Below are 12,462 nucleotides of genomic sequence, written 5' to 3' on the forward strand. Positions count from 1 at the left end.
AAGGAATATACACGAAAGCGTATATACGTGTCAACGTATATAAAGAATTCGCACTTTTGTTATCGGGTGTTCCTCTACTTTTGAAAAATCGGGACACGATAGCTCAATAAACCACAGGAAAAGGCAGCCGGGCTAAATCGGCTGCCTATTCTCAACTAACGAGCAGGATAGCTCCAGTATTCAGGTCCTGGCGTGAGGTATTGCATTTCTAAAGTATATATTTATTCGGATTGAGGCTGTCCGCTTCATTGCATATAATGAAGGTACAACCCTTTGGGGAGATAGTTAAGGGAGGCCGCGATGAACGAGACCACATTTGACGAATCATTATTTGCAAGCTTGAAGCCGGGCTTAACCTCGTTCTGTTACCGAATGCTAGGCTCCATGGACGATGCGGACGATGCCGTTCAGGAGACGAGTATTCGGGTCTGGCAGAGCTGGAGCATGTTCAGACAGGATTCCTCGTTCAAAACTTGGGTCTATCGGATTGCCTCCAACCTGTGCTTGGACAAGCTGAGACAATCCAAACGCCGCGCGCTTCCCGTTGACCTGTTCGACCCGGCCGTCGCCATCGTCGAGCCGCGCGACACGCTGCCGGACTCTGCCTGGATCTGGCCGTCTCCCGACTTTGGGGGCAATCCGGAGGATCTGCTCGTCCGCAGAGATACCCTTCAACTGTGCTTCATCGCTCTCCTGCAGACCTTGCCTCCGCGGCAGCGCGCGGTACTCATTTTGAAGGATGTATTTGAATGGTCCTCCAAGCAGATCGCGGAAACGTTGGCGATGTCGCCGGCAGCGGTGAACAGCGCCTTGCAAAGAGCCCGAGAGACGATGGACCGGGCGCAGCTTCGCTCGGATGAACTCAGCAGCATGGACGTTCAACCGGAGCAGCAGCTGCTGTCCCGGTATGTGGAGGCCTTCGAGCAATTCGATATTGCTGCGCTCGTCGCGTTGTTCCACGAGGAAGGCTGCATGTCGATGCCGCCCTTCGAGATGTGGATCCGCGGCAAGGAAGATTTGTCCGCCTTCTATTCGCTTACTCGCTGGCATTGCGAAGGTTCGCGATTTGTACCCATTACGGTGAATGGCGGTTATCCGGCGTTGGCCCAGTATATGCTGGGCAAAGAGGGCTCTGGCCTGGTACCCTGGGGCATCCACGTCATCGAAACCAAAGAAAATCAAATCCTGCACGTTCAAAACTTCATTCATACGCCATTATTTTCGCGATTTGGGCTGCCTGAGCGAATTGACCAATGAATTTCGTCATTGGCTTACGTCTATATCATTGAGAATAACCAAACGACGAATATTATGAGAAAAGTGTCTATTTAAAATGGAAACGACTCAACCGACGAAAGTAACCGTGCAAGCCGTCATTCAAGCCCCTGTCGAGAAGGTATGGCGCTATTGGACCGAGCAGGATCACATCATGAAGTGGAATCATGCGTCCGAGGACTGGCATGCGCCGAGAGCCGAAAACGATCTGCGGGTCGGCGGCAAGTTTTTGACACGGATGGAAGCGAAGGATGGCAGCATGGGCTTTGATTTTGGCGGCGTCTACGATGTCGTGAATCGACATGAGGCGATCGGCTACACCATGGAAGACGGAAGAAGAGTGGAAATTGCTTTCGTCGATCAAGGGAATGAGACGAAGGTCATTGAAACGTTCGACGCGGAAAGCTCCAATCCCGTCGAGTTCCAGCAAGCAGGCTGGCAAGCGATCGTGGACAATTTCAAAGCCTTTACCGAACAAAACTAATCATTGCGAAGAAGACGCCGGGGAAGATGCCCGGCGTCTTTCTTTTTGAACCCTAGTAGGAACGTGCTCTCCGTTTGCCTTAACCTTGTGCCGCATCCATGTTCATGTAGTTAATGGCCCACAGATGACCGTCCAAGTCCACGAAGCCCCAATGATACATGGACCCATGGTCTTCAGGTTCAGCGTGCAATTTCCCGCCCAAGGAGACTGCGGTATTCACGATTTCATCGACCTTTTCCCGGCTCTCGAAGGCCAATGCGATCGTCATCTGCGCATACTTGCTCGTATCGACGGATTCCTTATCCGTGAGCGTATTAAAGAATGCTTGTTTGATCAGCATGACCTGCAGGTTGTCGCCGATCACGATGGCTACCGAATTCTCATTCTCGGGGAATTGCTGGTTGAGCTCGAATCCGAGTCCGGTGAAGAACGCTTTCGATTGTTCCACATTTTTTACAGGCAGGTTGAAGCTCGTGAATGCGGACGTTAATGCCATTTTCAAAACACCTCTTCGTCAAATTAGTTTGTGATCATTTATGCCTTCGTTTATATAGACGACAGTCGATCCTGGAATTCATCGGTTCGGAAGCGTAAATTTTGAAAAATAACTAAAAAGGAATTCGTCTGAATATATGACAATTAAAGCGTGGGTATCGAGTGACGATTACGCTATCGGGAAATGATAGTTGAAAACTAAAAGGGCTGCCGCGTGGCAGCCCTTCGTCGTTACGCTAACGGCAGATTTGTGCAACATTATTGGTCTTCAGATTTCCACTTGATCCTTACGTAACGTAATGATTTATAGTGAACGTAAGAGCAGGACGAAACACGGCCAACTGCCAAAAAATCGAACAACTAAATTCGAAATCGGAGGAGAAGCAAACATGAGAAAACTCGTATTGTTCATGCATGTGTCGCTGGACGGGTATGCGTCGGATTCGAACGGAGGACTAGATTGGATTCCGTACAACGAGGAATTAGAGAAATACGCCGAGGAGGTCGTAGCAGAAGTCGGCTCTCCCGTATACGGACGCACGACGTATCGGATGATGGAGAGCTACTGGCCCACGGTGCTTGACAATCCGGATGCGTCGAGGCACGGTATGAAGCATGCCAAATGGCTGCAGGATGTTAAGAAGATCGTTATTTCCGGCTCGATGGACATTGTCGAATGGAACAATACGATGCTGATCAAGGACAATATTGCAGATGAAATCAAGGCGCTCAAGGAGCAGCCTGGCAAAAACCTCGTTATCTTCGGCAGTCCGGGGGCGGCGAAGACGTTGCTTGAGCTCGGCCTGATCGACGAATTCCTGCTGACGATTTGTCCGATCATCTTGGGCGGCGGAAAATCGGCATTCCACGGCGATGGTGAGAAAATCAGGCTCAAGCTGCTGTCCAGCCGAACGCTCAAGTCGGGCATTATCGCGGCCCGCTATGAGTTGGAGAAATAGCCGTGCCGTACAAGAATTTCCAATATCGGGTAACGATAGCACAACAACACCAGGCTGCCGGTACGATCGGCGGCCTGTTAAGCTAACAGGCAACGATAGATGAATAACACCTATTGATGAGCAGGCGCTACGATAGCCTGCTCTTTTCATTAAATTAACTGGCAGTTTAGATGAAGATACATTCTGGTGAGCCATATCATAAGTAACGGTATAGCCTGGTACTCGTTGAAGGATTATGGATGCTTGTAGCCTATAGCGATCTAATTCAAGCTATTCGCCATTTCCGTTAGTCCCGAATGACTGAGCTTCGATTTCTGGAAGATCGAGCAACCGCCCATTTTAACTTAAGGGAGTATCGGCCTTTAGATGATCGGAACCTACGAGTTCGCCTTCGATTCAATTATGCAGTGGCAGCTAAAGTGAAGGAACCGAACAATCGTTTTATCGAGGAGATGGAAGTGCATCCAGATGGATTGGATGTGGTCTTGCGCGTTCGTCAACTGGACGAATTGATGCCGTGGGTGCTGGGCTTGGGAGCGAATGCGGGGGTAGTGGAGCTTGAATCAGTTCGAATTCAGATTCGCGAGGAAGCCGAAAAAATGTTGAAACGCTACTGACATTACGTTGTCAGTAGCGTTTTTGTATAGTCGGAGTATGCGAATATCGCAGTGTTTTGGAGATGGGGCGACCTTTCTTACAATCTTATCTTAGAGGTGGAATTTAATCGTGAGTAATGTCAATTGGGAAGTGGACCCGGACCACAGCTCCGTCGAGTTTTCGGTGTCGCATTTAATGATTAGTAGAATCAAAGGCGTATTCGAGCATTTTCAAGCGAACTTGAGCCTTGACCCTAATGATCTAACAACGATCGGTATTCAGGCTTCCATAGATGCTAATAGTATCTCAACTCGCCAGCCGCAACGAGATGAACACCTGAGGAGCGAGGACTTTCTGCATGCAGCCAAGTATCCAACCATTGCGTTTCAAACCACCAGCTGCATCCTTAATGGCGAACGGCAATACGAGCTTACGGGCAATCTAACGCTGCATGGCGTAACGAAACCGATCACTTTTCATACCGTTTTTGAAGGACTAAACAAAGATCCTCGTGGTCGGGAACGTGCAGGATTTCATTCAACTGCTAGTATTGAACGCAACGAGTTTGGATTGACATTTAATTCGCCGCTGGAAACAGGCGGTATTATCGTCGGAAATGAAGTGAGGATCGAGCTTTATATCGAGGCAATTAAAATAGCTTAACGATTCTAAAAGCCATCCTTTTAGCGGGGTGGTCATTTTACATACTAGCCGTTACAGGCAGCGCGGAGAACCGTATCACATATAAAAGGCAGGATCGGGGAGTGCCCTTATCCTGCCTTCTTTCGTATTATATGTTTTTTACTGTACTAAATTATCCAAATCCGGCTGCAATTTTTTCCGAAGAACATACAGCATGATGGCGCCAACAAGGAACGCGACGGCATCCGAAATGACGATCGACCAGACTACCCCGTGGAAGCCGTTCATTCGATTGGCGATATACAACACAGGAATTAGAGTAATTCCTTGAATAACTGACATAATAAACGCGGCGGTTCCTTGCGCGGTTGCTTGAAAGATCCCCGTAAACAACGAGGTCATTCCTGTAATGAACAAGGATAAGAACGTCACATGTAGAATGTAGCTGCCCATTTCAATTAATTGCGGATCATTCGTAAATAAACCAATTAAATGGTCGGAAATCAGATAGACGATAACGCCGAACACGATTGCTTACACCACAATCGCTTTGATCGTGAATCCAATGGTATGCTTCATGCGTAATTTATTCGCTGTAAAAGAAAAGGCAATCAACGGAACGACTCCCTCGCATAAGCCCATCAGAATAAACTCAGGAAATTGTAGTAAACGTGATGATATTCCGAACCCTGCTATGGCCTGATCTCCATATTCGACAAGAAAATGGTTAAAGATGAGCGACATTGCACCCAAGAAGATACTCATAACAAAGACGGGAACTCCAATTTTGAATATATGGCTTAGAATGTCCTTGGAAGCCTTGAACCATTTTACGGAGACGGTTAAGAATTGGCTCTTATATCCTATATGGAAGGCGTAGAATGCACTTGCAACCACGTTAGAGATGACCGTAGCAGATGCAACGCCGTTCACGCCCCAATGGAAGACGAAGATGACTAGCGCATCGAGAATAATATTTACGACAACACTGAGAATCATACCAATCATCGACGTGATTGCTGCACCCTCCGAGCGCACGATATTCTCCAGCGTGAAGAATAATACGACGAATGGTGAACCAATAAGCATAATCGTGACATAATCCTTCGTGAATCCGAAGGATTCAGTCGTTGCTCCTAGGCCTTGAACGATTGGATTGATCAACGGGAGGCCAACGGCCATCACGATAAGACCGAGAACTAAACTGCTGTAAAAGGCGAATGAAGACACATGCTTTAGATCATCATATTTTTTCTCTCCCAGCAAACGGGAGATGAATGTACCGCTACCGATACCAATCAAGTTGCCTAACGCCATAATCACCGCGAATAAAGGCAAGGTTAACGCGAGTGCGGTTAACATGGCAGTATTGTGAAGTGTACCAAGGAAATAGGCATTCAAGATGGAATATATGACACTCATTGACGTGCCTAGCATCATCGGTACAGCGAAGTGAGCTACGGCTTTTGCGACCGGTGCTTTTTCAAAGTAATGGAGATTTTCTGCATCCATACGGGTCACCACTTTCTTTATTTATTTTGGTCTTCAGTCTAACGGTGTTAGGTTGAACCTTACAGTGTTAGATGATATCATGAACCTATGAACCTGTAAAGCATAAACTTACACTGTTAGATAAAAGGACGGATACCGATGAAAAAGCAGCAGCCTCAAATTTCGGAGGATAAGATTTTGGAAGCCTCGTGGGAGCTTCTGGGGGAGGAGGGCATCGAGAAATTCAGCATGAGACGATTGGCCGACCGACTGGGGATTCAGGCTCCCTCTTTGTACTGGTACTTCAAGAGCAAGCAGAATCTCTATCAACGTCTCGCCAACCAGGTATCGAAAATGATTCTGGAGGAGTTCCACTCCGAGGGCGACTGGAAGGAGCAGCTGACGGGGCTTGCGGTAACGGTACGGAGTGTTCTCAGCCGGTATCCCTGCTCCACGCAGCTCATGATGATGACACTGCCCCACGAACCGGACATCATCCGGTTCACCAACCGTATGCTGCTCTGCGTGGAATCGACGCCGCTTGAGCAAGAGGAGAAAATGCAAGTTGTTACTACACTTGTGAACTATGTCTTCTACTTCGTTCTGGACGATTATCAGCATGAGCGCAATGTCTCCGCCATCTTTAAGGACCAGGAAGCTCTTCCGGGTGAGGAGATGATTCGCCTTCTGGACACCATGAGCGAGACGGAAGCGGGACTATTCCGGAGGATGTTCACGAACGGGCTATTCGAGCTGATGGGGACCGACGGAGCGTTTGAGTTCGGATTGAAGCTGATTCTGTTGGGGATTGAGCAAGTGATAAAGGAGCAGGAGAAGTAACTTAATCCTTGCTAATAGGCTGGTCATTACGACCGTTTACAGGGGAAGTAGTATTCTCCAACCATTCAATCCTATGATGTGCGTATTGAAAAACTAACACGCCATCGCATTGTCCAGTAAGGGCTTTTTTCCTTTTCAATGAATCTTGCGAATAGCTTAACAGGGCTAGAGTCCTTACTCATGCACTTGGTAGCGTAGGGTTGGGTTCACCGATGCCCTTAATTGCTTCCATTAACAATAATGCTGCCTTGCCTAGGAAGTTTTTGTCTTTATAAGCGATGCCTATCGTGATGACAGGATTCAAATCGGCTATAGGTCTTATGACCAAGGAGCCTTCCTGTTCCAGGCCGCTGTAAATCGGAACAATCCCGATGCCGAACTCTGCCTTAACCATTTGTTGAATGACAAAGAAACTTCCAACCTCCATACAAGAGAACAGGTTTCGTCCAGTTGGATAAATCGCTGTTTCCCAAAGCTCTCGATAGATACAAGTCGGTTCTTTGACTAGAACGGTTAGCCCCTCGAGGTCGCTCGCCATGATGCTATCTCGATCGGCTAATGGGTGATTTATGTTTAACATGACCCCTAATCTTTCCTCGATCAGTGGCTCAAACTCCAGCATGAGCCTCGAAGGGGGAGCCGAGCAAACGCCGAATTCCAGTTCGCCGGCCCGAACCCTCTCCGCAATCGCTCTGCTGCCGCTTACTTCCATGGTTAACTCCACTTTCGGTCGAGTCTTGCAAAAGTCAGCTATAACGGTCGCTATCTGCTGGCTTGCGACGGGCTCGATAGCGGCAAACCGCACCGAGCCGTTATCTCCCACAGCAATATCCGAGACGGTCTGCCTCATGGTTCCGATCGACTTCAGTAAAGCCGAGGCCTCATGATGGAGCCATCGGCCGGCTTCGGTCACGATCATGCGTTTTCCGTCGCGCACGAATAAAGAAACGCCCAGATCAGCTTCGAGACGCTGAATCTGAAGGGTTACCGTAGAGGGAGCATATTGGAGTTCCTCGGCGGCTTTCAGAAAATGTCCAAGACGCACGCAAGCCTCGAAGGTTTTTAAAGCTCGAAGATCCATTGTCATCACCTTTGTTTAAGTTATTCGAACTATTTGTTCATATAATTCAATTTTACAAAACATTCCCCGGATTTTACAATAGGGTCAACGGTATCATGGTGAAAGGATACCACAGAAGGGGGATTTATGATGACAAACTCGGTAATTACTCGCGGCAATCCAGCGGTATCCCACTGTGCCTTTACGTTTGATGACGGCCCGATGCGGATTCCTGTTGACGCATGGCTGGATGCCTTGGAGCAGGGAGGCGCGCGCGGGACGTTTTTTTTTACGGGTGAGTGGTTCGATCGTTACCCGGCGAAAGCAAGAGAAATGCTAGCCAGGGGCCATGAGCTCACAACGCATACCTACCATCACCGCAGAATGGCAGATGTGCCCAAAGCCATATTCTTCGAAGAGCTGAAGCTGGCTGAGCTCGCTTTTCAAGAAGCTACGGGAAGGCCGGTTCCGACCTTCATGCGTTTTCCTTACGCCTCTTATCGGGAGGAGAATTTGGAATGGCTCAGGGAGTGGAACTATCTGCACATCGAGGGGGAGGATACTGTCGACTGGCCGGGACCGCCAAGCGCGCAGATTGTGGAGCGGGTGATCCCTAAGCTGGTCAATGGGTCGATTTTTATGTTTCATGCCAATGAAATCGCCAAAGAGACGCCGCAGGCCGTAAAATCTCTTGTACACCATACTCAAGCCAAAGGTCTTGCCGTGGTTCCCATATCGGAACTGCTTCATGCTGATGGCATCTCAACAGGCAAACGCAGCTGGCAAGTCCGCTTCAAACCGACCCTCCAAGGTTCTTTCCATAGTGAGCAGTGGGAAAGTGTAGCTGGGGAAGATGAATTGCGGAAGCTGGCCGCCGATTCGCTTGAATGGGGGAACCCGAAAGCCCCGACAGGGTCCGGCGCCTATAGAAAATGGCTGCAAGCGCTCTCAATGCAGGTCGAGTCGGATGGCGAAACGCGTTTTGTCGCCCGCAGCTTTGCCGACCAGCACTGGGCATACGTGCGTGCTTCCGTCCGCGGCGGCGCGCTGGTGCTGGATGACTTCGCTACGAAGGAAGCCCATGCGGATGCCTTGGTATATATCCTGCAATGGGCGGCTCACGAGGCAGCAACCTTGGGTTGCGAGTGGATTGCCAGCACACAGGACATGCGCCGTATTCACAAGCTGTGTGAACAGCTGGGCTTCGAAGCGGAGATTGTTTTGCAAGAAGGATAGCCACTAAGTAGAAGACATATATCCCATACAGCACAACCACAATGATATGACTCAGGTTCGCCAGAGAGTCGCGTAAATGGAGTGAGCTATATAAATAGACCGTCCTTTTAATAAACTACGTTTCATTTGTTAGGCATAACCAACAAGTGGAGGTGCGATCGGCCAGATCGCAGCGATAGAAATTAAAATGAATCTTGAAGCTTCAATAATTATCATCAGATGTTGGGTGACTAGAACATTATCTTATTAAAGTCCGCTAATTTTGGGGGAAGATGGGGCATATGGGTACAAAATCCGCATTTAATTGGATTACTCTATGGGCATCGTTTTTGTTTGTCGTCATACTCGGTTTTTCCCGGCTCTCCTACGGCATGTTCTTGCCTGGGATTCAGAGGGAGATCGGGGGGAGCTACGGACAGTTGGGTATATTGGGCACAGTCAACTTTATCGGCTATTTGGTCGGGACATTGTGTCTTTCTCCTTTGATCTCGCTGTTTTCAGACCGCAAACATGTCATTAATCGGGTGTCTTGCTTATTGCTCGGATTGACTTTAATCGGCTCGGCATTTAGTGATCATTTCGCCCAACTTGGGCTTTGGCGGTTCGCAATTGGATTGTTATCGGCCTTCGCTACAGTGTTAGTTCTGTCCATTGCATTGGATGCCGTTCGACCGGCGGAACGAGGAGCGGCATCGGGTCTTATATGGCTGGGTGGATCTGCCGGCATTCTAGTGACGGGTTTATTCGCCCCCTTGACCATAGATCCGTCACACTTGCAGGGATGGCGGTATGCTTGGGTGGCCATGGGCGTATTCGGGGTAATTGCCGCGATCGGTTTCGAGGTCGTCACCAGAAAAAGGGGAGCCGAAAAAATACACTCGCAAACCGAATCGAAGCCATGGGACAAAGAAAGCGAAAATGTGTATCGTCTCCTGTTGAGCCCGAAGAGGCTCTTGTTCCTAATCGCTTCTTATTTCTTCTTCGGCTCAGGATACATCATCTATTTCACGTATTTGATTCCTTATCTGGTGAGCAAAGGCATTCCATCGCTCTATGCCGGGTTGATATGGTCCGGAATCGGATTTGCGGGTTTGTTTAACGGATGGATCGGAGGCAAAGCCATTGACCGATGGCCGAGCGGGTATACGCTTGCATCGGGGTTAACCTTGGGGACGATCGGTGTGAGTGGGGTAATCACCAATAATATGTTATTTACTGTGTTCGGAGCCGCCACGATTGGACTGGTTTCCTTTATTACCCCGCCGCTGATGACGACTGCGCTTCTTCGTCGTCATGTCCCTCATCACGCGTATGCGGCATGTCTTAGCATAGCCACTGCCTTTTTTGCCTCTGGACAGATTATCGGTCCCGTCGCTGGAGGCGTGGTGGTCGAACGGTACGGCTTGCAATTCGGCGTGGCATCCAGCGCAATATTTATGGCGATTGCCGCTGCGTTGGCTGGTCTTTATGGACAACAGCAACGAAAGCTTGAGATCCGTGATTTGACTATCAGCGGTTAAAAATAGTTAGCGACGATAGCTGTCCCCGTGTGGGTGGGTTTAAGATTTGTTGAAAAGAGATGATTGAAAATGGATCAATCATCCTCTCCCAATTCAATTTTATGGATAACGGATAGCAGCCGTTAAGATCATTCGGATGCCTGTTGAACTAACGGGACACTTTTTCTCAATGGAACACAAGAACGGGGGGATTATTATTGAAACGGAAAGATGCATTCTTGCTAAGATAAAGATTGATGATTTTGAAGACGTTAAAAAAATATTTGTAAATGATTTGGTCAGAAGATATTTAGGCGGTGTGATTCCCGAAGAACATACGCGAACCAAGTTTATAGAGACCTTGAATCGTTCCCAGATAGAATCTCACTTTTGGGTTGTTCGGTTGAAAATGAATAACCAGTTTATTGGTTTAATCTCTTTAGACAAACATGTAGATGGTGGCATAGAGGTATCTTATGAGCTTCTCCCCACTTGGTGGAGGGCTGGATATGCAACTGAGATACTCAGTCAAGTAATTGATTTCGCATTTAATGATCTGGAAATATCAAGGGTGCTAGCAGAGACACAGACTGCCAATGCTTCATCTTGCAGACTTCTAGAGCGGATTGGAATGAAATTAGAACGGAAAGTACAAAGATTCGGAGCTGAACAAGCGATATATTCTATTGAGAAAGCTGATAGCACGGTACCTCGTCTCTAGTGCGTGATTGGGCTTCGACCTATTTAGGTGTTCATACTAACCACCTACTTGGACCTCGATCTGACAATTCCTTCAAGTGTCTCGAAAACGTACAAAGGATACGCATTTCCTCAAATGTTTTGAGTTTTGAGCTCGAATGAAGCGCTCATTATCATGAACCAATGCCTAGCTTGGTGCTGAAGCCAATCTTCAAAGGTCCATCCAAATTATTGACTTATTCAAAGAAATAACCATGTTTTCTTTTTTATTCTCATTTTTCATGAATAGACTAATAAACTTGGGCGGAAGCCCTTTTTTATTAGTCATTTTTTATTCTGTTTACTGCCTTTGATGATATTAAAATCGACTTCTTGACAACATGATAGAATAACGTGATATGATTAGAAAATTAGATAGACAGACAGTCGGTCTGTTTGTGAAGGAGGTGCAAAGATGAGAGTTGTAAAAGAAGCTGAAGAGCGCAGGAACGAAATAATTGACGCAGCCGATGAGCTTTTTGGTCAGAAGGGCTTTGACGGCACAAGTACAAACGATATTCTCGAAAAGGTCGGAATTGCGCGAGGAACATTATATCATCACTTCAAGTCGAAGGAGGATATTATGGACGCGCTGATTGAGCGGTATAGCGTCCGACTTTTAGGCACAGCGCAGGAAATTGCAGCAGACAAGTGCATACCTGTAGTCGAGCGTATTATCCGCGTTGTTATGGCACTGAACTTAAGTGGCGGGAGCAGCAAGGATATTATGGAACATATTCATAAGCCGCAGAACGCACTTATGCATCAGAAAATAGAAAAGGTCATCATCAATGGCGTTACGCCGATACTGACGGGAATCATCAACGAGGGTATCCAGCAGGGAATATTCAACACGCCGTACCCGTATGAATGCATGGAAATGGTTGTGATCTATGCGAATACCGTTTTTGATGATGATATGGTTCAAATGACGAACGAGGAGCGCGCTTCACGCATACAAGCTTTTGTTTTCAATGTAGAGAGGTTGCTTGGTGTCAATAGCGGAAGCCTTGTAGACGTAATGCAGATGTTTGGCAGTGGATAGAGGAAGCAAAGAATAATTCGTGAAATATTTTCTTCTATAGTCGGAAGGGCACCATTGGTGCTTGGCTAAAGCTGGATTTTCTTATTCAAAAACAGAGGTGA

General features: G+C 47.7%; 12 protein-coding genes and 1 pseudogene. 10 read left to right on the forward strand and 3 right to left on the reverse strand.

All coding sequences use genetic code 11. The features are described 5' to 3' along the window. Positions 1-300 precede the first annotated feature (300 nt). Complete coding sequence (locus ADU23_RS14550; protein WP_053374382.1) at positions 301-1,257, forward strand: sigma-70 family RNA polymerase sigma factor; 957 nt, start codon at positions 301-303, stop codon at positions 1,255-1,257. Positions 1,258-1,333: 76 nt separating this feature from the next. Further along, entirely contained in the window at positions 1,334-1,759 is a 426-nt protein-coding gene (locus ADU23_RS14555; RefSeq protein ID WP_053374383.1) for an SRPBCC family protein, read from the forward strand. Positions 1,760-1,838: 79 nt separating this feature from the next. Here the strand turns inward: ADU23_RS14555 and ADU23_RS14560 are convergent, their stop codons facing one another. Continuing rightward, positions 1,839-2,255 (reverse strand): VOC family protein, encoded by a 417-nt coding sequence (locus ADU23_RS14560; protein WP_053374384.1) that lies wholly within the window; start codon positions 2,253-2,255, stop codon positions 1,839-1,841. Positions 2,256-2,643: 388 nt separating this feature from the next. Here ADU23_RS14560 and ADU23_RS14565 point away from each other — a divergent pair, with 388 nt between their 5' ends. The 3 genes from ADU23_RS14565 to ADU23_RS14575 all read left to right on the forward strand — a co-directional run bounded on the left by ADU23_RS14565 (position 2,644) and on the right by ADU23_RS14575 (position 4,473). Next, entirely contained in the window at positions 2,644-3,213 is a 570-nt protein-coding gene (locus ADU23_RS14565) for a dihydrofolate reductase family protein (protein ID WP_053374385.1), read from the forward strand. A gap of 296 nt (positions 3,214-3,509) precedes the next feature. Then, positions 3,510-3,830, forward strand: a complete 321-nt coding sequence (locus ADU23_RS32125) for a WYL domain-containing protein (protein ID WP_082311100.1) — start codon at positions 3,510-3,512, stop codon at positions 3,828-3,830. Between the two features lie 109 nt (positions 3,831-3,939). Beyond that, a complete protein-coding gene (locus ADU23_RS14575; protein ID WP_053374387.1) occupies positions 3,940-4,473 on the forward strand; it encodes a YceI family protein in 534 nt (177 codons plus the stop codon). Between the two features lie 138 nt (positions 4,474-4,611). Here the strand turns inward: ADU23_RS14575 and ADU23_RS14580 are convergent. After that, a pseudogene (locus ADU23_RS14580) lies at positions 4,612-5,964 on the reverse strand (MATE family efflux transporter). 138 nt (positions 5,965-6,102) lie between these two features. Here ADU23_RS14580 and ADU23_RS14585 point away from each other — a divergent pair. After that, complete coding sequence (locus ADU23_RS14585) at positions 6,103-6,783, forward strand: TetR/AcrR family transcriptional regulator (protein WP_053374388.1); 681 nt, start codon at positions 6,103-6,105, stop codon at positions 6,781-6,783. Between the two features lie 178 nt (positions 6,784-6,961). Here ADU23_RS14585 and ADU23_RS14590 read toward each other — a convergent pair whose 3' ends face one another. Continuing rightward, positions 6,962-7,864: a LysR family transcriptional regulator gene (locus tag ADU23_RS14590; RefSeq protein WP_053374389.1), complete on the reverse strand. Its 903-nt coding sequence runs from the start codon at positions 7,862-7,864 to the stop codon at positions 6,962-6,964. Positions 7,865-7,993: 129 nt separating this feature from the next. Between ADU23_RS14590 and ADU23_RS14595 the strand changes: the two genes are divergently transcribed. The 4 genes from ADU23_RS14595 to ADU23_RS14610 all read left to right on the forward strand — a co-directional run bounded on the left by ADU23_RS14595 (position 7,994) and on the right by ADU23_RS14610 (position 12,361). Continuing rightward, on the forward strand, positions 7,994-9,079 hold the full coding sequence (locus tag ADU23_RS14595; protein ID WP_053374390.1) for a polysaccharide deacetylase family protein: 1,086 nt from the start codon (positions 7,994-7,996) through the stop codon (positions 9,077-9,079). A 281-nt stretch (positions 9,080-9,360) separates the two neighbouring features. Continuing rightward, positions 9,361-10,599, forward strand: coding sequence for a YbfB/YjiJ family MFS transporter (locus ADU23_RS14600; protein ID WP_053374391.1), 1,239 nt, complete (start codon positions 9,361-9,363; stop codon positions 10,597-10,599). Positions 10,600-10,768: 169 nt separating this feature from the next. Further along, on the forward strand, positions 10,769-11,299 hold the full coding sequence (locus ADU23_RS14605; protein WP_231637386.1) for a GNAT family N-acetyltransferase: 531 nt from the start codon (positions 10,769-10,771) through the stop codon (positions 11,297-11,299). Positions 11,300-11,731: 432 nt separating this feature from the next. Continuing rightward, positions 11,732-12,361 carry a TetR/AcrR family transcriptional regulator gene (locus ADU23_RS14610; protein WP_053374392.1) on the forward strand — a complete coding sequence of 210 codons (630 nt, stop codon included), beginning with the start codon at positions 11,732-11,734 and terminating at the stop codon, positions 12,359-12,361. Positions 12,362-12,462: the final 101 nt, after the last annotated feature.

The sequence above is a fragment of the Paenibacillus sp. FJAT-27812 genome (assembly GCF_001273905.1).
Classification (GTDB): Bacteria; Bacillota; Bacilli; order Paenibacillales; family Paenibacillaceae; genus Pristimantibacillus.